Origin of the sequence: Curtobacterium sp. NPDC090217, from assembly GCF_044746705.1 — a bacterium.
GTDB lineage: Bacteria > Actinomycetota > Actinomycetes > Actinomycetales > Microbacteriaceae > Curtobacterium.
Genome location: NZ_JBIVCR010000001.1, coordinates 183,489 through 204,491, shown reverse-complemented (window position 1 = coordinate 204,491; position 21,003 = coordinate 183,489). Strand labels below are relative to the sequence as shown.

General features: G+C 69.3%; 19 protein-coding genes. 12 read left to right on the top strand and 7 right to left on the bottom strand.

Going from position 1 to position 21,003, the window contains the following annotated elements:
• Positions 1-136 precede the first annotated feature (136 nt).
• From ACIPJ2_RS01010 to ACIPJ2_RS00990, 5 genes are all read left to right on the top strand, one after another.
• Positions 137-1,495, top strand: a complete 1,359-nt coding sequence (locus ACIPJ2_RS01010; protein ID WP_281265926.1) for an extracellular solute-binding protein — start codon at positions 137-139, stop codon at positions 1,493-1,495.
• Between the two features lie 106 nt (positions 1,496-1,601).
• Positions 1,602-2,552: a carbohydrate ABC transporter permease gene (locus ACIPJ2_RS01005; protein ID WP_402727188.1), complete on the top strand. Its 951-nt coding sequence runs from the start codon at positions 1,602-1,604 to the stop codon at positions 2,550-2,552.
• The gene (locus ACIPJ2_RS01000; RefSeq protein ID WP_402727187.1) at positions 2,552-3,448 is read left to right on the top strand and encodes a carbohydrate ABC transporter permease; all 897 of its coding nucleotides are present in this window, start codon (positions 2,552-2,554) and stop codon (positions 3,446-3,448) included. Before ACIPJ2_RS01005 ends, ACIPJ2_RS01000 begins: the two co-directional genes overlap by 1 nt.
• A 29-nt stretch (positions 3,449-3,477) precedes the next feature.
• Positions 3,478-6,486 carry an alpha-mannosidase gene (locus ACIPJ2_RS00995; protein WP_402727186.1) on the top strand — a complete coding sequence of 1,003 codons (3,009 nt, stop codon included), beginning with the start codon at positions 3,478-3,480 and terminating at the stop codon, positions 6,484-6,486.
• Positions 6,487-7,061: 575 nt separating this feature from the next.
• Positions 7,062-7,826, top strand: a complete 765-nt coding sequence (locus ACIPJ2_RS00990) for a hypothetical protein (RefSeq protein WP_402727185.1) — start codon at positions 7,062-7,064, stop codon at positions 7,824-7,826.
• Here ACIPJ2_RS00990 and ACIPJ2_RS00985 read toward each other — a convergent pair.
• A complete protein-coding gene (locus ACIPJ2_RS00985) occupies positions 7,792-8,409 on the bottom strand; it encodes a TIGR00645 family protein (RefSeq protein ID WP_402727184.1) in 618 nt (205 codons plus the stop codon). The two genes, ACIPJ2_RS00990 and ACIPJ2_RS00985, sit on opposite strands and share 35 nt — an antisense overlap.
• Positions 8,410-8,601: 192 nt before the next feature.
• On the bottom strand, positions 8,602-9,039 hold the full coding sequence (locus tag ACIPJ2_RS00980) for a YdeI/OmpD-associated family protein (RefSeq protein WP_402727183.1): 438 nt from the start codon (positions 9,037-9,039) through the stop codon (positions 8,602-8,604).
• Positions 9,040-9,260: 221 nt separating this feature from the next.
• On the opposite strand from ACIPJ2_RS00980, the gene ACIPJ2_RS00975 reads away from it, so the two are divergent.
• From ACIPJ2_RS00975 to ACIPJ2_RS00960, 4 genes are read left to right on the top strand one after another with little or no spacing between them, the layout of a single operon-like run.
• Positions 9,261-10,406, top strand: a complete 1,146-nt coding sequence (locus ACIPJ2_RS00975) for an ABC transporter substrate-binding protein (protein ID WP_402727182.1) — start codon at positions 9,261-9,263, stop codon at positions 10,404-10,406.
• 5 nt (positions 10,407-10,411) lie between these two features.
• Positions 10,412-11,377: an ABC transporter permease gene (locus tag ACIPJ2_RS00970; RefSeq protein ID WP_402727181.1), complete on the top strand. Its 966-nt coding sequence runs from the start codon at positions 10,412-10,414 to the stop codon at positions 11,375-11,377.
• Complete coding sequence (locus ACIPJ2_RS00965) at positions 11,374-12,243, top strand: ABC transporter permease (protein WP_402727180.1); 870 nt, start codon at positions 11,374-11,376, stop codon at positions 12,241-12,243. Before ACIPJ2_RS00970 ends, ACIPJ2_RS00965 begins: the two co-directional genes overlap by 4 nt.
• On the top strand, positions 12,240-13,310 hold the full coding sequence (locus ACIPJ2_RS00960; RefSeq protein ID WP_402727179.1) for an ABC transporter ATP-binding protein: 1,071 nt from the start codon (positions 12,240-12,242) through the stop codon (positions 13,308-13,310). Before ACIPJ2_RS00965 ends, ACIPJ2_RS00960 begins: the two co-directional genes overlap by 4 nt.
• A gap of 158 nt (positions 13,311-13,468) precedes the next feature.
• Here ACIPJ2_RS00960 and ACIPJ2_RS00955 read toward each other — a convergent pair whose 3' ends face one another.
• Entirely contained in the window at positions 13,469-13,948 is a 480-nt protein-coding gene (locus tag ACIPJ2_RS00955; RefSeq protein ID WP_402727178.1) for an NUDIX hydrolase, read from the bottom strand.
• 36 nt (positions 13,949-13,984) lie between these two features.
• Between ACIPJ2_RS00955 and ACIPJ2_RS00950 the strand changes: the two genes are divergently transcribed.
• Positions 13,985-14,608: a hypothetical protein gene (locus ACIPJ2_RS00950; protein WP_402727177.1), complete on the top strand. Its 624-nt coding sequence runs from the start codon at positions 13,985-13,987 to the stop codon at positions 14,606-14,608.
• A gap of 42 nt (positions 14,609-14,650) precedes the next feature.
• Positions 14,651-15,436: a glucosamine-6-phosphate deaminase gene (gene nagB, locus ACIPJ2_RS00945; protein WP_402727176.1), complete on the top strand. Its 786-nt coding sequence runs from the start codon at positions 14,651-14,653 to the stop codon at positions 15,434-15,436.
• A gap of 3 nt (positions 15,437-15,439) precedes the next feature.
• Here nagB and ACIPJ2_RS00940 read toward each other — a convergent pair whose 3' ends face one another.
• Positions 15,440-16,624, bottom strand: coding sequence for a MalY/PatB family protein (locus ACIPJ2_RS00940; RefSeq protein ID WP_402727175.1), 1,185 nt, complete (start codon positions 16,622-16,624; stop codon positions 15,440-15,442).
• 57 nt (positions 16,625-16,681) lie between these two features.
• Between ACIPJ2_RS00940 and ACIPJ2_RS00935 the strand changes: the two genes are divergently transcribed.
• Entirely contained in the window at positions 16,682-17,674 is a 993-nt protein-coding gene (locus tag ACIPJ2_RS00935) for a TerC family protein (protein ID WP_402727174.1), read from the top strand.
• A gap of 60 nt (positions 17,675-17,734) precedes the next feature.
• On the opposite strand, the gene ACIPJ2_RS00930 is transcribed toward ACIPJ2_RS00935, so the two are convergent.
• From ACIPJ2_RS00930 to ACIPJ2_RS00920, 3 genes are all read right to left on the bottom strand, one after another.
• Positions 17,735-19,204, bottom strand: coding sequence for an integrase (locus ACIPJ2_RS00930; protein ID WP_402727173.1), 1,470 nt, complete (start codon positions 19,202-19,204; stop codon positions 17,735-17,737).
• A 221-nt stretch (positions 19,205-19,425) separates the two neighbouring features.
• Positions 19,426-20,598 carry an N-acetylglucosamine-6-phosphate deacetylase gene (nagA, locus tag ACIPJ2_RS00925; RefSeq protein ID WP_402727172.1) on the bottom strand — a complete coding sequence of 391 codons (1,173 nt, stop codon included), beginning with the start codon at positions 20,596-20,598 and terminating at the stop codon, positions 19,426-19,428.
• Positions 20,595-21,002 carry a YrdB family protein gene (locus ACIPJ2_RS00920; protein WP_281265910.1) on the bottom strand — a complete coding sequence of 136 codons (408 nt, stop codon included), beginning with the start codon at positions 21,000-21,002 and terminating at the stop codon, positions 20,595-20,597. The genes nagA and ACIPJ2_RS00920 overlap by 4 nt, the downstream gene beginning before the upstream one ends.
• Between the last annotated feature and the right edge of the window lies 1 nt (position 21,003).

Below are 21,003 nucleotides of genomic sequence, written 5' to 3'. Positions count from 1 at the left end.
GACAGCGCACCCTCGGTCACGAACCGTGCGTCAATCTCTGGGAACCCCTTGACAAGCAATAAGTCCATACGCTGGAGTAACCCCTGTACGCGAGCGATGGGGCCCGCGCACACATCACCTGTGCAAAGGAGCACCGATGAAACGCACCCGAATCATCGCCGGACTCGCAGCCGTGGCAGTCGCCGCGCTCGGCCTGGCGGGCTGCTCGAGCTCGGGGTCCGCCTCGAGTGACACGATCAAGATCGCGTACCAGAAGTTCGGTTCCTTCCAACAGCTCGACGCCCAGATGAAGGTCGTCAAGAAGACCTACGAGAAGGAGCACCCTGGCGTCAAGGTCACCCTCGTGCCGATCCAGGCGCAGGAGAACGACTACTACACGAAGCTCGCGCTGATGAACAAGGCCCCGGCCACCGCTCCCGACGTCATGTACGAAGACACCTTCCTCGTGAAGGCCGACGCCGAGGCCGGCTACCTCCTGCCGCTCGACAAGTACACGGCGAAGTGGAAGGAGTGGGATCAGTTCTACGACAACGCCAAGCAGGCGGGTCAGGGCGACGACGGCAAGATCTACGGCGTCCCGATGGGCACCGACACCCGTGCGCTCTGGTACAACAAGGACATCTTCAAGGAGGTCGGCCTCCCCGTCCCGTGGCAGCCCAAGACCTGGGACGACGTGCTCGCGGCGGCGAAGACCATCAAGGAGAAGAAGCCAGACGTCATCCCGTTCAACGTCTACTCCGGCAAGCCGCAGGGTGAGGCGTCGACGATGCAGGGCTTCGAGATGCTCCTGTACGGCGCCGACGGCAAGGGCAACACGCTCTACAAGAACGGCAAGTGGGTCACCGGCTCGAAGCAGTTCGAGGACTCCCTGCAGTTCATCAAGGACGTCTACCAGGGCGGCCTCGGCCCGACACCGCAGCAGGCGCTCGACACCAACGTCGGCACCACGATCGCGCAGACCTGGCTCCCCAAGGGCCAGCTCGCGATCGACCTCGACGGGTCGTGGCAGTCCGGCACGTGGCTGAAGTCCGGCACCGCTCCGTGGGCCGACTGGTCGACGGTGATGGGCCAGGCGCCGATGCCGACGCAGAACGGCCAGGCTCCCGGCTACAACAGCATGTCCGGTGGCTGGACGCTCGCGGTGGGCAAGAACTCGAAGAACCCGCAGGCCGCCTTCGACTTCATCTCGACGTTCCTCAACAAGGACGGCTCGATGAAGTACGACATCGAGAACTCGCAGATCGCTGTTCGCAAGGACGTCTCCGAGGACCCGAAGTACGACGCGTCCAACCCGACGTTCAAGTTCTTCTCCGGGCTCGTGGAACACACGAACTTCCGCCCGGCGACGAGTGACTACTCGCAGATCTCGAACGCCATCCAGGTCGCCATGGAATCGGTGATGACCGGCCAGCAGACGCCGAAACAGGCGGCTGCGACGTACGACCAGTCCCTGATCGGCGTGGTCGGCAAGGACAAGACGGTCGACGTCGGCTGACGTGACCACATGACGGACTGGAGGCACGGCTCGCCACGTGCCCCGAGCCTCCAGTCCGTCTCTCCCCTTTTGAGCTCCGTCAGCACCCCATGAAGGCGGCACCCGCATGACCAGCACCCCGATCGCGCCGACGCTGTCGGCGCCCGGTTCGCCGAAGCGCACCGACCCACCCGTGCCGCGCAAGCGGCGCCCACTGCGGAACGTGGGACGAGCGGTCCCGCTCCTCCCCGCGGTGGTCCTCCTCGTCATCTTCCTGCTCGGCCCCGTGATCTCGTCGTTCTACGGGTCGTTCACGAACTCCGCACTGACCGGCGCCGGCGCCGCGAACCAGGAGTTCATCGGCTTCAAGAACTACATCGACCTGTTCCAGGACAAGGACTTCCCGAAGTCGGTCGTCCTGACGCTGGTCTTCCTCATCGCCTCGGCCGTCGTCGGCCAGAACGTCGTCGGCCTCGGGCTCGCGCTCCTCATGCGGAACGCCAACAGGGTCATCCGCGGGCTCGTCGGCACCTTCGTCGTCGCCGCCTGGGTCCTGCCGGAGATCGTCGCCGCGTTCGCCGCGTACGCGTTCTTCAACGACAAGGGCACGCTCAACTCGTTCCTCGGGCTGATCGGGATCACCGGGCCGAACTGGCTGTACGCGCTCCCGATGCTCAGCATCATCCTGGCGAACATCTGGCGCGGCACCGCGTTCTCGATGCTCGTGTACTCCGCCGCCGTCCAGGAGGTCCCCGAGGAGATCACCGAGTCGGCCGAGGTCGACGGCGCGACCGGCTGGCAGCGCCTCGTCTACATCACGCTCCCGGTCATCCGGCGGTCCATCTCCACCAACCTCATGCTGACGACGCTGCAGACGCTGTCGGTGTTCACCCTCATCTACGTGATGACCGCCGGCGGTCCGGGAACGGACTCGTCGACCCTGCCGATCCTGGCGTACCAGGAGGCGTTCAAGTTCTCGCAGCTCGGCTTCGGGACCGCGATCGCGACCATCCTGCTCGTGGTGGGGGCGCTCTTCTCGATCGTCTACATCCGGGCGCTGAAGCCGGAGGTGGACTGATGGCGATCACCGCTGCTCGTCCCGACACGACCACCCGATCCGTGACCGCTCCCGGTGCGCTGCACATGACCTCGCCCCGCGGGCGGACCATGCGCTGGGTGTCGAACATCGTGCTGCTCATCGTGGCGATCTGCTTCGCGGTGCCGCTGCTGTGGCTCGTGCTCGCATCGGTCGACGCGAACGCCTCACTGTCGGTGAAGGTGCCGTCGCAGTTCACGCTCGACAACTTCACGAAGGTGCTCACACCGGAGCTGTCGTTCATCCCGCTCGCGAACAGCCTGCTGCTCTCCGGCGGGTGCGCGCTCATCACGGTGGTCGTCGCGCTGCTGGCGGCGTACCCGCTGTCCCGGTACAAGATGCGGGTGAACAAGCCGTTCCTCTACGGGATCCTGTTCGGCACCTGCCTGCCGATCACGGCGATGATGGTGCCCGTCTACAGCCTGTTCGTGTCGCTCAACCTGATCGACAACGTGTGGGGCTGCATCTTCTTCCTCGCCGCGTCCAGCCTGCCGATGGCGATCTGGATGGCGAAGAACTTCATGGACTCCGTGCCGATCTCGCTCGAGGAGGCGGCGTGGACCGACGGCGCCTCGATGATGACCACGCTGACGCGCATCGTCGTGCCGCTCATGCGCCCCGGGATCGCCGTGGTGTTCATCTTCGTGTTCATCCAGGCCTGGGGGAACTTCTTCGTCCCCTTCGTCCTGCTCCTGTCGCCCGACAAGGTGCCCGCCGCGGTGAGCATCTTCAACTTCTTCGGGCAGTACGGCGCCGTGGCCTACGGGCAGCTCGCGGCGTTCTCGATCCTCTACTCCGTGCCCGTGATCGCGCTCTACGTGGTCGTCTCTCGAGGCCTCGGCGGCGGCAACGCCCTCGCCGGCGGCATCAAGGGCTGATCGAACTCCCTGCGAAAGGAAGCAACTCCATGCACAAGGACGAACCGCTCGTCGAGGCCCGCATCGCCCGCCTCGTCCGCGACCGGATCGACCCGGCGGTCCACCGCCGGTCGGCACCCGTGACGGTGACGGCGTGGGAGGTGCCCGACGAACCCGTGCCGTTCGCCGACGCCGTCACGCAGGAGTTCACGCCGTTCACGGTGGGCTCGGCGTGGGGCGGCCGTCCGTGGGGCACGACGTGGTTCAAGGTGACGGGCACGGTGCCCGAGGACTTCGGCACCGCTGACGGCACCACCGTCGAGCTGCTCGTCGACCTCGGGTTCACGAAGCGCCACCCCGGGTTCCAGGCCGAGGGACTCGCGTACCGGCCGGACGGCACCACGATCAAGGCCATCGAGCCGCGGAACAACGCCGTGCCGCTCGCCGTCGGACCAGGGGAGTCGTTCGAGCTCTACGTCGAGGCCGGAGCGAACCCGGACATCGGCGGCGACTCGTTCCAGGGCGCGACGCCGCTCGGCTCCCGGACGACCGCCGGCGACAAGCCGATCTACCGGCTGCGCGCGCTCGAGGTCGTCGAGCGCGACGACACGGTGTGGGAGCTCCAGCAGGACTTCTGGGTGCTCCGCGGGCTCATGGCGGAGCTGCCGACCGACGGCACCCGTGGCGCGGACATCCTCCGGGCGCTCGAGCGTGCCGCCGATGCGCTCGACCCGGACGACGTCGCCGGGACGGCCGCAGCCACCCGCGAGGTGCTCGCACCGGTGCTCGCCGTCCCCGCGAGTGGAGCGGCGCACCGGGCGATCGCCGTCGGGCACGCCCACATCGACTCCGCCTGGCTCTGGCCGGTGCGCGAGACGAAGCGCAAGTGCGCCAGGACGTTCTCGAACGTGCTCGACCTGATGGACCGCGATCCCGACTTCACCTTCGCGTGTTCTTCAGCCCAGCAGTACGCGTGGATCCGGGACGAGTACCCGTCGATCTTCGCGCGCATCAAGCAGCGGGTCGCCGAAGGACGGTGGATCCCGGTCGGCGGCATGTGGGTCGAGTCGGACACGAACCTGCCCGGCGGTGAGGCGCTCGCCCGGCAGTTCGTCGCGGGCAAGCGGTTCTTCCTCGAGGAGTTCGGCATCGACACCCCGGAGGCATGGCTCCCGGACTCGTTCGGGTACACCGGGGCGCTGCCGCAGATCGTCCGGGCAGCCGGGTCGAAGTGGTTCGTCACGCAGAAGCCCTCGTGGAACGAGACGAACGTCATCCCGCACACGTCGTTCCACTGGGAGGGGATCGACGGCTCCCGCATCCTGACGCACCTGCCCCCGGCGGACACGTACAACTCCGACGTCTCGCCCGCCGACCTGCACCGCGGGGAGCGGCAGAACAAGGAGCGCGGCACCGCGAACACGTCGATGCTGCTCTACGGCTTCGGCGACGGCGGTGGTGGTCCCACGCGCGAGATGGTCGCAGCAGCCCACCGTCAGCACGACCTGGACGGCTCGCCCCGAGTCGACCTCGGGACGCCGGCGCAGGTGTTCGAGCAGCTCGAGCAGGAGCTCCCGGTCCCCGGCGTCTGGTCCGGCGAGATGTACCTCGAGTTCCACCGCGGGACCTACACGTCGCAGATCCGCACGAAGCAGGGCAACCGACGCTCCGAGCACCTGCTCCGCGAGGCCGAGCTCTGGGCGGCGACCGCTGCCGTGCGGCTCGGGCTCGAGTACCCCTACGAGCAGCTCGAAGCGGCATGGCACACCGTCCTGCTGCAGCAGTTCCACGACATCCTGCCCGGCTCCTCGATCGCGTGGGTCTACGAGAACGCCGAGGAGAACTACCGGCTCGTCGCCGAGACGCTCGAGGGGCTGATCGGCACCGCGACGACCGCGCTCGCGGGCGGCTCGACCGACGGGACCGTCGTGCGGTTCAACGCGTCGCCCGTCAGTGCGGGGGACGCAACCGCCCTGGGTGGTTCCCTGGGGTCGGAGGCGGAAGCCGTGCCTCCCGTCCGCTCCGGCGACCACTTCGTGTTCGACACCGGCGCGGTCGTGGCGACCGTCGACGCGGCCGGCCACGTCGTGTCGTTCATCGAGCACACCTCCGGACGCGACGCCATCGCGCCCGGGACGGTCGCCGCGGAGTACACCGTGTTCCGCGACACCCCGAACCAGTGGGAGGCGTGGGACATCGACCGCGCGTACCAGCGCAACGGGAACGCCCTGTCGGCCACGTCGGTGTCGGTCGAGGGAGACTCGCTCGTCGTGGTCCGTCCGGTCGGCTCGTCGACCGTGACCACGCGCTACTCGGCCGTCGCCGGGCAACCGGAGCTCACCATCGAGACCGAGGTCGACTGGCACGAGCAGCAGAAGCTCCTGAAGCTGGCGTTCCCGCTCGACGTGCGGGCCAGCGTCGCCTCGAGCGAGATCCAGTTCGGGCACATCGACCGGCCGACCCACCAGAACACGTCGTGGGACTTCGCCCGCTTCGAGACCTCGGCGCACCGGTGGGTGCACGTCGCGGAGCCCGGGTTCGGTGTCGCCGTCGCGAACGACTCGACCTACGGGCACGACATCACCCGGTCGACGCGTGCCGACGGCGGGACGACGACGCTCGTCCGCGAGTCGCTCCTCCGCGGCCCGACGTTCCCGGATCCGCACGCCGACCAGGGGCACCACGTGTTCCGCACGGTGCTGCGCGTCGGGGAGTCGGTGCTGGACGCCGCCGACTCCGGGTACCGGCTCAACCTGCCGGTGCGCACGGTCGCCGGTTCGGCCCCGGTGTCGCCGCTCGTCGTCGTGTCGTCGCCGCAGGTGTTCGTCGAGGCCGTGAAGCTCGCCGAGGACCGGTCGGGGGACGTCATCGTGCGGCTCTACGAGGGACTCGGCGGTCGTGCCACGGACGTCGGCGTGGACTTCGGGTTCGACGTCGCCTCGGTGGCCCAGGTGGACCTGCTCGAACGGCCGCTCGGTACGTCGTGGGACGCGGGCTCGCCCGTGGCGCTGACGCTGCGGCCGTTCGAGATCGTCACGCTGCGGGTGCAGCGGGCGTAGGGACCGCGACGCCGGACGGGCACGGGTGCGCTCGTCCGGCGTCGTGTCGCGCGGAGTGGCAGCTCCGCGTGCGTGGGGGCGTTTCGCGCGTAGGCAGCTGTTTCGCGCGTGGGAGGCCGAAACGCGCGTAGGAGGTCGGTTGTTCCGACCTCCTACGCGCGAAAGTGCTTTCCATCGCCCGGGCGATGGGCAGGAACGTCATCCCTGCACAGAGGCGCCTACCTGGAGGCTCGTCCACAGTTGGCGCGTTCTGTGCGGTCCGCCTCGTGTCCGGCCGCGATCGTGGGGGCATGGAACGACCACTCGCCATCTTCCGTGCGAACGAGATGCGCGAACCCGGACGATCGGGTTCCGCCATGCGCCGACGAGCCGCGGGCGACGGGCCCGACCGCCTCGTTCGCGTCGGTCCGAACGCGTTCGTGCGCGGTGCCGAGTGGGATGCGGCCGGAGCACGTCGGCGGTACGTCACGCGGGTCTACGCCAGACTCGGGCGGCGAAGTGCAGCGGCGGTGGCGTCGCACGCGTCCGCGGCCGCCATCCACGGGCTCCCTTGGCTCGGTCCGTGGCCAGAGGACGTGCACCTGACGGTGCCGAAGAACCAGTACCGGGCCAGAACCGTGTCACTCGCGCTCCACACACGACCGATCACATCCGACGATGTCGTTCGGCACGAGGGGCTCTCGGTGACGAGCCTGTCACGGACGGTCGCGGACATCGCCCTCACGGGAGACATCCGCCAGACCGTGATGGTGGCGGACGCAGCCCTTCGGCGAGGCGTCACGAAGCGACAACTGACGCAGTCCGTGAACGGACTGCCACACCACCGGGGGCGTCTCGCCGCAAGCCTGTCGATCGAACTCGCCGACGGGCGATCGGGATCGCCGGCTGAATCGCTGGCACGGGTCGTGTTCCGTGAGCTCAACCTGCCCTCCCCGGTCCTCCAACAGGAGTTCGTGGTGCGCGGGCATCGCTACGCCGTCGACTTCTGGTTCCCCGAACAGGGCGTCGTCATCGAGATCGACGGTCGCGCCAAGTACACGGATGCCGCCTTCCGCAACGGCCGGACACCGGATCAGGTCTTCATCGACGAGAAGCGGCGTCACGAAGACCTCTTGACGGTGCCAGGGGTGCGCACGGTGGTCCGGCTCGAATGGCGCGATCTGTTCGATCTCGACGCGCTGACCGGTCGGCTTCGTGCGGCCGGCCTGCCCTGCCCGGCGCGACCCGTTCACAGTGCTCGCGATGTCGCCGGACGCACGCCGACTCCGGCGCCGTCGGGTCGGATCGGTGCGTCGTCGGGCCGGGTCAGTGGGCCTTCGGGCGGGAGATCCGGTCGATGAACGCCAGGGCGACCGCGGAGACGATGAACACCATGTGGATGACGACCTGCCACAGCACGCCCTCTGACGTGTAGCTCTCGCCGGCGAGCGCTCCGCCGCCCGCGCGGCCGAGGTCGCCGACCGCGATGAACGTCTTGAGCAGGTGGATCGACGAGATGCCGATGATCGCCATCGCGAGCTTCACCTTGAGGACGTTCGCGTTCACATGCGAGAGCCACTCGGGCTGGTCCGGGTGCCCGTCGACGTTGACGCGGGACACGAACGTCTCGTAGCCGCCGATGATCACCATGATGAGCAGGTTCGCGATCATCACGACATCGATCAGCCCGAGCACCGAGAGCATGATGGTCGCCTCGTCGATGTGCGACGGGTCGGCGATGACCGTCTCGGCGAGGTGCCAGAGCTCGACCATGAAGACGACGACGTAGACGATCTGCGCCACGATGAGCCCGAGGTAGAGCGGCGCCTGCAGCCATCGGGACAGGAAGATCAACGAACCGATCGCGCGTGCGGCGGGGCGCGTGGGGCGTTCGACGGTGCTGGGGGTCGGGCGGGCGGGGGTTTGCTCGAGCGTGTCGGTCACGGGGTCCTTCGCGAGTGATCGGCGGGAGCAGGACTCTCCCTGAACGATCCGACAGGTGCCCGAGCGCGCGACCGAACCCATCGCGCGTGTAGGAGAAAGCTGAATCGGGCGTAGAGAGCCGAAACATCGGGCCTCCTACGCGCGATTCGGCCTCCTACGCGCGATTTGATCCACCCCCGCGGCACGCACCACTCAGGCGCGCAGTGACTCCACGGCCTTCTCGATGCGCCGGAGTCGGGTCTCCGGTGCCTTCGCCTGCACCACCGGGTCGACGAGCGCCCGCTGCCGGGAGTTCGACAGCGTGTCGAACGCCGCACGGACGCCCGCCTCGGTCAGCGCCGCCGCCAGGTCCTCCGGCAGGTCCACGGTCCGGGGTTGTGCATCGACCACGAGCGAGACGGTGACGGTGTCACCCGCGGCGAGGCCGGATGCCGCGCGGTGTTCGGCCGAGAGCGGGACGAGGAACTGCTCGTTCATCACGCCCACCGTCGACCGGTAGGAGTACCCGCCGTTCAGGGTGACCACCACCGGCGGGCGCTTCCCCGAGCCGAGCGCGTCGATGACCTCGGCCGGCACGGGCAGGCCCGTCGCCGTCTTGCGTGCCTGCAGCACCGTCGTCGTGAACTCCACAGGCAGAACGTACAACCGCTCCCCGACGTTCCGCCACCGTTCACCGTCGCAGCACGAACGCGAAACCGGCCGCGTCCACGATCATCCCGAACGCAACACCGAACGCAACACCGAACGCAACACCGAACGCAACACCGAACGAGGCGCCGGCCGCAGCACCGAACGCGACGCCGGCGCACCACACGACGTCACACCGAACGCCACCCGAAAGGCACCTCTCCGTGCAGTACAAGCGCACCCTGGCCGGCCTCGCCCTGGCCGCAGCCGCAGTCGTCACCCTCGCCGGCTGCTCCGCGACGAGCTCCGCGTCCACCGGCAGCGGCGGCGACGCCGACTGGAAGACCGCCACGAGCGCCGAGAGCGCCGGCGGCATGGACGCCCTCGTCAAGGCAGCGAAGGCGGAGGGGCAGCTCAACGTCATCGCGCTGCCGCCGTCGTGGGCGAACTACGGCAAGATCATCGACGGCTTCACCAAGAAGTACGGTATCACGGTCAACTCCGCGAACCCGAACGGGTCGAGCGCCGACGAGGTCGCCGCCGTGAAGTCGCAGAAGGGCCAGTCGACGGCACCGGACGTGCTCGACCTCGGCAACGCCGTCATGCAGCAGAACCTCGACCTGCTCACGGACTACAAGGTCGCGAACTGGAGCGACATCCCGACGAACCTGAAGGACGCGGACGGCAAGTGGACGCGTGACTACACGGGCCTCATGTCGATCGGCTACGACTCCTCGAAGATCAAGTCGGCCCCGGAGGACCTGGACGACCTGCTCGGCTCCGAGTACAAGGGCAAGGTCTCGATCTCGGGCGACCCGACGCAGGCGAACCAGGCAGCGTCCGCCGTGTACCTGGCGGCGCTCGAGAACGGCGGCTCGGCCGACGACATCACCAAGGGCGTCGAGTACTTCGGCAAGCTCAAGCAGGCCGGCAACTTCCAGAACGTGCTGCCGACGCAGGCCACGGTCGCCTCTGGGGAGACCCCCGTCGTGGTCCAGTGGTCGTACAACAACCTGGCGTGGGGCCCTGCTGCGGGGACGAGTGGGAACAAGAACTGGAAGACCGTCGTCCCGAAGGGCCAGGCGCTCGGTTCCTACTACTCGCAAGCCATCAACAAGGACGCCCCGCACCCCGCGGCAGCCCGCCTGTGGCAGGAGTGGATCGCAAGCGCCGACGTGCAGAACCTCTACCTGCAGGCCGGTGCCTTCCCGTCGACGCTCGCCGCACTCGAGAAGTCGGGCAAGGTCGACCAGGACGCCCTCGACGCCGCCGGCGGTGCGCCGAAGGACTACGTCGAGCTGACGGACGACCAGGTCGCAGCGGCATCGAAGGTCCTCGCCGCCAAGTGGTCCGCCACGATGGGCTCCTGACCAGCATGACCACCGCATCGGCACCAGGCGCGCCGGCCGCCGCGAGCATCACGCCCGCGGCGACGCTCGTCTCGAGCGAGCACGCCGATGCCACCACCCGCCGCGGTGCCGGACCCCGTGTCCGGCGCCGCGGCGGCGTCGCGTGGCTCGGACTCACCCCGTTCGCCGCCTACGTGGTGCTCTTCCTCGCCGTCCCCGCGGTGATCGCGGTCGGCAGTGGGTTCTTCGACGCGACCGGACGCCCGACGCCGGCGAACCTCGCCGCGTTCGCGGACCCGAGCGTGCTCCGGGCGTTCGGCGCATCGTTCGGGCTCTCCGCGGTTTCCGCGATCGTCGGTGCGGTCGTCGGTGCGATCGTCTGCTGGGCGATGTCGTCGCTCGCCCCCGACGGCATCGTGCGCTCGATGATCGACTCCGCCGCGAGCGTCCTCGCGCAGTTCGGCGGCGTGATGCTCGCCTTCGCGTTCATCGCCACGATCGGCGCCCAGGGTCTCGTGACGACGTGGCTGGCGTCGACGTTCCACTGGGACATCAACTCCGGCGGTGCGTTCCTCTACACGGTCCCCGGTCTCGTGCTCCCCTACGTGTACTTCCAGGTGCCGCTGATGGTGCTGACCTTCATGCCGGCGTTCGAGGGCGTGAAGACCCAGTGGGGCGAAGCCGCCGCGACCCTCGGGGCGAGCCGCTGGACCTACTGGCGCCGGATCGCCCTGCCCGTCCTCGCACCGGCGTTCTGGGGATCGCTGCTCCTGCTCTTCGCCAACGGCTTCTCGTCGTTCGCCACGGCCGCTGCGCTCATCTCGCAGGGCGGCATCGTCCCGCTGACGATCCGCGCCCAGCTCACGAGCGAGACGATCATCGGCCTGCAGAACGTCGCCGGCGTGCTGGCGTTCGGCATGGTCGTCGTGATGGCGGTCGTGATGGGCGCGTACTCGCTCCTGCAGCGTCGCGCATCCAGGTGGCAGCGATGACCAGGACGGGAGGCTCGCCCCGCGTCACGCAGACCGGCCAGCGCCGGTCGCGGCGCACCACGGCACGCTTCGGCGCCGCCCCGTCCCGGGTCACCGCCGCGATCGTCCTGGCCGTGATCGGAGTGGTCTTCGCCGTCCCGATCGCCGCGCTCGTGCAGTTCACCTTCCGCCAGGGGCCCTCAGGTGCCCTGACCGGCGCGCACTACGCCGCCATCGCCGACCCGGTCAACCGGGCGACCTACCAGCCGGTGTTCGACGGCCTCGGCGCCTCGCTCGTGATCGCGCTCATCACCGTGGCGATCGTTCTGCTCGTGCTCCTGCCCGCGCAGATCATCACCGCGCTGCGGTACCCGAGGCTCCGCCGGATCCTGGAGTTCGTCTGCATCGTGCCGATCACGGTCCCCGCGGTGGTCCTCGTCGTCGGCTTCGTGCCCGTCTACCAGGTCGTCTCACAGGTCTTCGGTTCCGGCGCCTGGACCCTGGCGTTCGCGGTGGGGATCATCGCGCTGCCGTTCGCGTTCCGCCCGATCGCCGCCGCCATCACCGCGACCGACATGACCACCCTGTCCGAGGCCGCACGCTCGCTCGGCGCCTCGTGGTGGACGGTGACCTGGCGGGTCCTCCTGCCGAACCTCCGACGCGGCATCCTCGCGGCGTGCTTCCTGACGATCACCGTCGTCCTCGGCGAGTACACGCTCGCATCGTTCCTCTCCCGCACGACGTTCCAGACCGGGCTCGTGCTCGTGCAGCAGACCGACCCGTACGTCGCGGCGGTCTTCTCGCTCGGCGCCCTGGTGTTCGGGTTCGTGCTGCTCGTCGCCATCGGCCGGATCGGCACGCGCCGCACCTCCAAGGAGTCCGCATGACCGCCATCGCCCCCGCTGCACCCGCGTCCCTCCGAGCGACCGGCGCCGTCGTCGAGCTCGAGGCGGTCGAGAAGCGCTACGGCACCCACCTCGCCCTCGCGGGGCTGTCGCTCCGCATCGAGCCGGGGGAGTTCCTGTCGCTCCTCGGCCCGTCGGGCTGCGGCAAGACGACGGCGCTCCGCGCGCTCGCCGGACTCGAGGGCATCGACGCCGGCGCGATCCGCATCGACGGCGCCGACGTCGCGAGCACCCCGGCGAACAAGCGCGACATGGGGATGGTCTTCCAGCAGTACTCGCTGTTCCCGCACATGACGGTGCGCCAGAACGTCGCCTTCGGCCTCGAGATGCGCCGCGTGCCGACGGGCGAACGGAAGACCCGTGTGGTCGACGCGCTCGACATGGTGCACCTCGCGGACTTCGCGGACCGCTTCCCGCACCAGCTCTCCGGCGGGCAGCAGCAGCGTGTGGCTCTCGCGCGTGCGCTCGTCACCCGGCCGCGGGTGCTGCTCCTCGACGAGCCGCTGTCCGCCCTCGACGCAAAGGTCCGGGTGTCGTTGCGCGACGAGATCCGACGCATCCAGACCGACCTCGGCATCACGACGGTGTTCGTCACCCACGACCAAGAGGAAGCGCTCGCCGTCTCCGACCGGATCGCCGTGATGAACGCGGGCGGCATCGAGCAGATCGGCACGCCCGAAGCGCTCTACCGCTCGCCGTCGTCGGCGTTCACCGCGGACTTCGTCGGGCAGTCGAACCGGCTCCGCGGGGACCTCCGCGGCGGAGACGTCTTCGTGTACGGGTTCCGCGTGCCGGCGCTCGACCAGTCGGCCGCCGACGGCCCGGTGCTCGCCTACGTCCGGCCGGAGGACATCGCGTTCGCGTCGGACGGCGTCACCGGCACCGTGGTCTCGTCGAGCTTCCTCGGATCGATCCGACGGACCACCGTCCGCCTCGACGACGACACCGTCGTCACGGTCCAGCACGAGGTCGGCGACCGCCACGCGACCGGCGACGCCGTCGCCGTGCGCCTCCTCGGCGCACCCGTCGCGATCGCACCGATCGCCTGACTGTCCGCGGTCCGGGCCAGGTCCAGGGTCGCGAAAGCGACAGAATGCCGCAGGAATCTGGGCACGATCTGTCGCTTCCGCGGCTCTGGTGGCGACCGCCGCCGGACGGGAGGCTCGGTGCGGGCCCGCCCCGAGCCTCCCGTCCGATGCGGTGCCGGTCAGCGCTGGAAGCGCGCCTCCGGTTCGCCCGCCAGGGCGACCCGCACACGCTCCCGCATGTTCTCGGACATCGCCGGCAGCGCGGAGACCGGGGCCCAGAACGCCTCGGTGTTCTCGCCGTCGGCCGGGTACGGCTCACCGGACGACCACCGGCACGCGAAGACGAGGTCCATGTACTGCGCACGGTCCCCGTTCGCGTAGGTCGTCTCCGGCAGGGTCTGCACCCACACCAGGCGTTCGGCGACCGCGACGACGCCCGCTTCCTCGAGGACCTCGCGCTCAACCGCGACCGCGGGCTCCTCACCGGGGTCGACGATGCCGGTCACCGGGGTCAGGGCGCCGTTGTCCGCCCGGCGGACCACGAGCAGTTCGCGGTCGTCCCCCTCGCCGCGGGTGACGACGGCCGTCACGCCGGTCAGCCAGAGCGGGGCGTTCCCGATCTTCTCGCGCAGGGACAAGACGAAGTCGGGCGTCGGCATGCGACCACGCTACCGATGCGTCGATACGCTCGGACCATGGCACGCGCAAGCAGGGCGCTCGAGGTGCGGGCGGACCACGGGGTCTGGGCCGCAGGATGGCGACTCGCGCTCGCCGGGGTGGTGCGCGCCGTGACCCCGGGTCGGCGAATCGCGTTGTTCGTCTCGCTCGGTCTCGTGGTGGTCGGGCTCGTCGTCGCGGTCGTCGTCGGACTCGTCCGCGGGTCCGCGTCGCCGGCTTCGGTCGCTGTCCTGATCGGGACCGCGGCGCTCCTGGCGTACCTCGTCGTCGCGGTCGAACTCGTGCTCTGGACGATGGCGGATCGTCGTCGGGTCGCCCCGACCGACGTCGACCCGGAACGGCTCGGACGGGTGCAGCAGGCGATCGCCGACGGGCACGCGTCGTCGGTCGAGCCCGCCGACCGCCGCGCACTCGTGCGGTTCGCCCGGGTGCAGCAGACCGCGCTCCCCGCGACCGTCCTGGTCCACGTGCTCGGGGTCAGCGTCGGTGTGCTGCTCGCCGCCCTCGAGGCGTTCGCCGGGTCGGCCGGGATCGTCGTGCTCGTGCTCGCCGTGCTGATCGTGGCGGTGTCGGCGTGGTCGCTCCGCGGTGCGCTCCGCGCGCTCGGGTCGACGCCGGAGCTCGTGGCGCTGGAGGACTGATCGGCCCTGTCGCGGACTGGTCATGACCAGTAGGATGTGCCCGTGGAGATCATCATCCTGCCCACGCCCGCTGAGGTCGGTCGCGTCGCCGCGGCGAAGATCGCCTCGGTCGTGGCGAAGAAGCCGTCAGCCGTCATCGGTCTCGCGACCGGGTCCAGCCCCCAGGGCATCTACACCGACCTGCAGCGCCGCGTGGACGCGGGGGAGATCTCCTTCGCCGAGGCACGCGGGTTCGCCCTGGACGAGTACGTCGGGATCCCGCTGGAGCACCCCGAGTCCTACGCGTCCGTCATCGCCCGTGACGTGGTGGCGCCGCTGTGCTTCGACCCGTCGCGGGTCCGGGTGCCGGACGGTCGTGCTGCGGACATCGAGTTCGCGGCGAAGGAGTACGACGCCGCGATCCGTGCTGCTGGGGGGATCGACGTGCAGATCCTCGGGATCGGGGCGAACGGGCACATCGGCTTCAACGAGCCGACGTCCTCGTTCGCGTCGCGGACCCGCATCAAGACGTTGGCGCCGTCCACGCGTGCGGCCAATGCCCGGTTCTTCGACAGTCTGGACCAGGTGCCGACGCACTGCATGACGCAGGGGCTCGGCACCATCCTCGAGGCGCAGCAGCTGGTCCTCGTGGCGCAGGGGTCGGCGAAGGCCGACGCGATCGCCGCCGCGGTGGAAGGGCCGCTCAGCTCCTTCGTGCCCGGCAGTGCGCTGCAGCTCCACGAGCACGCGACCGTCGTGGTCGACGAGGAAGCAGCCGCCGGACTCCAGCTGTCGGACTACTACAAGTACACGTACGCGAACAAGCCGTCCTGGCAGCTGTTCGAGTAGGCGTCACACCGATCGGGCGGCATACGCCGAGTGCAGTCGGCTGAGTCCCTCGCGCAGTGTCTCCGCCGAACACCCGAAGTTGAGCCGGGCGAACCCGCGCCCCTGCCGCCCGAACGCCGGTCCGCTGGCGAGCGCCACCTTCGCCTCGTCGACGAGTGCGGCTGCGGGGTCGTCCCCCCACGGCAGCGCCCCGAGGTCGATCCACGACAGGTAGGACGCCTGCGGCTGCCGGTGCACTGCTCCCGGCAGTGCGGTCCCGAGCTCCTCGGCGAGGATCCGCCGGTTCGCGGCGAGTTCGGCGAGCAGCGACGCGAGCCACGGACCGCCCTCGCGGAAGGCGGCGACGCTCGCGGTGTACCCGAGGATGCCCGTGCGCTCGACGACCTCGCCCGGGAGCCCGTCGAACCACCCGCGTGCCCGGTCCGACGCGCCGACCATCAGCGCGCACTTGGTCCCGGCGAGGTTCCACGCCTTGCTCGCGCTCGTCAACGCGACGCCGAGCGCGGCTGCCTCCTGGCAGGAGTCGAGGAACGGGGTGAACGTCGCGTCGGCGTGCACGAGCGGTGCGTGGATCTCGTCGGAGACGACCACGGCGTCCCACTCCGCGGCGAGCTGCGCGAGTGCCTCGAGCGACGCGCGGTCGTGGACGAGTCCGAGCGGGTTGTGGGGGTTGCAGAGCAGGACCGTCCGGGCGCCGTCGGCGAACGCACGACGGACGCCGTCGAGGTCCATCCGCCACCCGGCCGTGGTGTCGAACGGGTCCGCGTGGCCGTCCGGCGCGATGAGCGGCACCTCGGTCACGGAGCCGCCGGCTTCGCTGACGTACTCCCAGAACGGCGGGTACACGGGCGGCATGATGACGACCTGGTCGCCCGGCTCGATCACCCGGCGGAGCACCTCCACCGCGGCGACGGACACGTCCGTGGTGGTCCGGACCATGTCGGGGTCCACCTTCCATCCCCAGCGGTCGCCTGCGAAGTCCGCGAACGCCTCGGGCAGGGCCCTGCCGTGCCCGACGTACCCGGTGTCCCCGGCGGTGACGGCGGCCACGAGGGCGTCCCGCACGGGTTCAGCGAGCATGCTGTCCATCTCCGCGACGAACATCGGCAGCACGTCCGGCGGGTAGGCGGTGTACTTCTCGCTCGTGCGGGACCGGCTGGCATCGAACACGGAGACCATGACGCTCATGGGACTCATCCTCGCACCGTGGTCGCGATGTGCTGAGCGGTGCCTCAGACTGGAGGCATGCCGGAACTTCCTGTCGTGTTCGAAGTCGGCTCGATGATCGCCCTCGTCGCGATCCTGCTCGCTGACCTGCTCATCGTCGCCCGTCGTCCGCACGTGCCGACGCTCAAGGAGTCGGCGATCTGGGTCGGGCTCTACGTCGGGCTCGCGCTGGTCTTCGCCGTGGCGATGTTCGTCTTCGCGGGCGGGGAGCCCGCCGGGCAGTTCGTCGCCGGATGGCTGACCGAGTACAGCCTCAGCATCGACAACCTCTTCGTCTTCGTCATCATCATGGCGCGGTTCTCGGTCCCGAAGCAGATCCAGCAAGAGGTCCTCATGCTGGGGATCATCATCGCGCTGGTGCTCCGAGGCGTCTTCATCCTCGTCGGTGCCCAGCTGATCGAGGACTTCTCCTGGATCTTCTACCTCTTCGGCGCCTGGCTGATCTGGACGGCGATCCAGCAGCTCCGGGACGAGGACGGCGACGACCAGAAGGACGGCCTCGTCGTCCGGCTGCTGCGCCGACGCGTGCGCCTCACCGACACCTTCGACGGGATGAAGTTCCGCACCACGAAGGACGGCGTCCGGCACTTCACACCGCTGCTCGTCGTCCTGATCGCCATCGGCACGACCGACCTGCTCTTCGCGCTCGACTCGATCCCCGCGATCTTCGGCATCACCGAGAGCGCGTTCATCGTGTTCACCGCGAACGTGTTCGCCCTGATGGGCCTGCGGCAGCTGTACTTCCTGCTCGGTGGACTCCTCGAGCGGCTCGTCTACCTGAAGTACGGGATCGCGTTCATCCTCGCCTTCATCGGCGTGAAGCTCGTGCTGCACGCACTGCACGGCAACGAGCTGCCCTTCCTCAACGGCGGGGACGGCTTCGCCTGGGCGCCGGAGATCCCGACGTGGGTGTCGCTCGTGGTCATCCTGGTGGCGATGGCCGCGTCGACGTTGGCGAGCGTCGTCCGTCTGCGCCGGGACTCCGCTCTGCCCGTGCGCGATCGCGTGTGACCCTCGTTCCAGGCGCCGTTCCGATCGGGCGGTGACCCGCTTCGTGTTTCGATGCCTGTCTCACTCCAGAAGGTCGGCAAGGTCGCGTCCATCCGGGCTCCCGGCGAGATCTATGCTGGTGCGCGCACGGGCAGCGAGGTCGAGCGGTGCGAGAGCGGTCGTGAGGTGCGCATGCGTGACTCGGTCGAGGCCGGCCCCCAGGAGAGGTGCCACGGTTCTGAGTGTCATCGGCAGACTGACGACATCGACCGCTCCTCCGTGCATCAAGAGGTTACGGTGACGGTAGAGACGACGAGTTGCGCGTTGCATGTGCGTCTCGATCTCACGCAGGGTCAGTCGGGGCCTGTGCACCAGTTCAAGGAGGCGGTGCTCCGCCGCTTTGTCTCTCCCTCGCCTGAGGCTCAGTGTGCTGTCCCGGCGCATCGCGGCCGCGACGGCCCGGGCGCGATCCCGATTGAGTTCTGCGTTCCGGAGCTGGACAGCAAGTCTGTCCGCCGGGTCGGCTCTGTGTTTGTAGGAGAGGGCGGTGAGTTCCGCGCGAGGCCAAGAGCAAGTGATGAGTGCAGCCATTCGATCTGCGGCGAGGACGCCTCTTCCCTCCTCGCTTTCGTCGACTGACGAGAGGAGAAGTGACTCGATGGCTGCCCAGGCACCCGAGATCGCCGGTCCAGCTGGGCCGTCGTTGAGCGGTGCTGCGAGCTCCAGTGCGGCATCGAGGAGCGAGTTGCTTCCGACGTCGTACAGACGCTTCTCCGCCAACAAAGACAGGACGCAGGCGTGGCGGCGCCGCGTTCGCAGTGGGAGTTCGCCGTGCTCCGCCACGATCGCGACGCCAGCCGGCTCAAGCTCGACACGCTTGCGGCTGTACCGCGCGCGAGCAGTCATGCGATCGACGATCTCACTGACGCTCTCCACCGCGCCGTGCGGGTCGTGGGCACTTACCTCGTAGAGGAATCCGCCGTTGTGGCGAACCGTGCTCTCGACATTTGATGCTGCCAGCCATCCGGCTACTTTCCCGGGCGAAATCCATCCTGGAGCGCTGTCGCGATTGCCATCCATCGCTGGGATGGCGACGAACGGCACGAAGACCGACCATGAGTACTCGGGCTCGGAAGCCAGCGCGTGAGCGGCTTCGGCCACGGTCGCCGGGTCAGCATCCCCGAGAGCGCTCACCCAATCGTGAAGAAAGTCGATGTGATATCCAGCATCGAGCAGATGTGTCGCAATCGCACGGCTCATGCGCTCGATCGACGGGGTTTGGTCGGAGCGCGCCGCATCCGCCCAGCGGAGAAGGTAGGTCTCATCGACAAGGTCTGTGAGTCGCGCGAGCGAGCGGTGGGCATGATTACCACTCGTCGGCTTCGCGCGGAGCCCCGCGGTGAGCTGCTTTCGAAGCTCGCGATCGCCGAGTCCACGATCCCTCCCCACGTCCGCCTCGACATCCCGCGCGAGCCATGTTGCCGTCGCTGGTGACAACACCTTCTGGCCCGCCCAAGTGATGGCCGAGTGCAGTTCGCGAAGCGAGAGCACGGCTCCTGCACCCCATACCCGTCGGGGCCAAGGAGCAGTGTCATCGACGAGCTCACTGAGTCGTGCGCGGAAGAGCGCAGGTTCGTCGGACACGGATGGAGGTGAGATCACCACGCCATCATTGCGGACGATTCGTGTACCATGAAGCTTGTCCACAGGACCCACACGCTAAAGCTGGGGAGCCGCCCGATCTCGGGCCGCTCCCCGCTTCTTTTTTGCGCTTATGCCGTGTCTACCGGCTGCCCGTCGGCCCACACCCGCTGCACCTCGAACGACGGCGACAGCGCCACGAGGTCCGCGGCGAACCCCGGTGCGAGACGGCCCAGGCGGTCGCCGATCCCGAGCGCCGCGGCGGGCACGCTCGTCAGCGCCGCGACGGCAGCGGGGAGCGGCTGCCCGGCGAGGGTGACGGCGTTCCGCAGCGCGACGTCCTGCGTGAGCGTCGACCCCGCGATGGTCTCCGTCCCGGCGACGTGGGCGACACCGTCCGTCACGGTCACGTCGAGGGATCCCAGCGTGTAGGAACCGTCCGCGGCGCCGGCGGCCCCCATCGCGTCCGTGATCAGTGCGACCCGCCCCGGGGCCGCGCGGAACAGGGTCTCCGCGACGACGGGGTGCACGTGGACGCCGTCGAGGATGAGCTCGAGGGTCACACGGTCGTCCGCCACGGCGGCCCCGATCGGACCCGGCGCGCGGTGGTGCAGGCCCGGCATCGCGTTGCACGCGTGGGTGAGCACCGTCGCGCCGGCGTCGAACGCGGCGCGTGCCTGGTCGAACGTGCCGACGGTGTGCCCGACCGCGACGACCACGCCGCCGGACACGAAGGTGCGGACCGCGTCGAGGGCGCCGGGCAGCTCGGGTGCGATGGTGACCTGGCGGACGACACCGTCGCCGGCCGACAGCAGCTCGTCGACCGCGGCCGGGGTCGGGTCGATCAGGAACGACTCGTTGTGGGCGCCCTTGTTGTGCGGGGAGAGGAACGGCCCTTCCAGGTGCACACCGAGCACGAGCGGGTCGGCGTCCATCACGGTGCGGATCCGTGCGAGCGAGTCGGCGATGGCCGGGACGGGGTTCGCGACGAGTGACAGTACCGATCGGGTCGTGCCGTGGGACCGGTGCATCGCGAGCGACTCGGCGAACGAGTCGTCCTCGTAGGACTCCGTCGCCCCACCGTGCCCGTGCAGGTCGATGAACCCGGGGGTCAGGATCGCGTCGCCGAGCTCGACGACCTCGTCCGCGGCAGGTGCTTCGGGACCGGAGCCGACCGCGTGGACGGTGTCACCGGTGACCAGGACCCAGCCGTCGGCGGTGGACCCGGACACGTCGACGACGTGACGGGCGCGGACCAGCGTGCGCCGAGCCTCCAGGCCGGATGCGCCGGACCCGCCGCTCACCGCGTCTCCCGCCGGAACGTGACGATCCCGGAGACCGCGGCCACGACGATGAAGACCAGACCCACCACCGGGTGCCCGATCGAGATCCAGCAGCCCCCGGCCGCGACGATCAGGGCCACCTCGACGATGGTCTTGCCGACCGCGTCCGTCTCGATCGGGGACCGTGGCGACCGGAACAGGTACCAGACGACGATCGCGAAGACGGGCGCGCCGATCATGAACAGGATCCCGGGCATCGGGAACGGCCACGCGATGTAGCCCCAGTACGCCAGGGAGAGCAGACCGAAGGTGCAGACGACCACCCGCAGCACCTTCCAGGCGTCGAACTCGCGTCGGGGCTTGCCGATCGCCGACGGGTCAGGCGTGTCGCCCCAGTCCATGGGGGAGCGCGGTGCGTTGCTCATG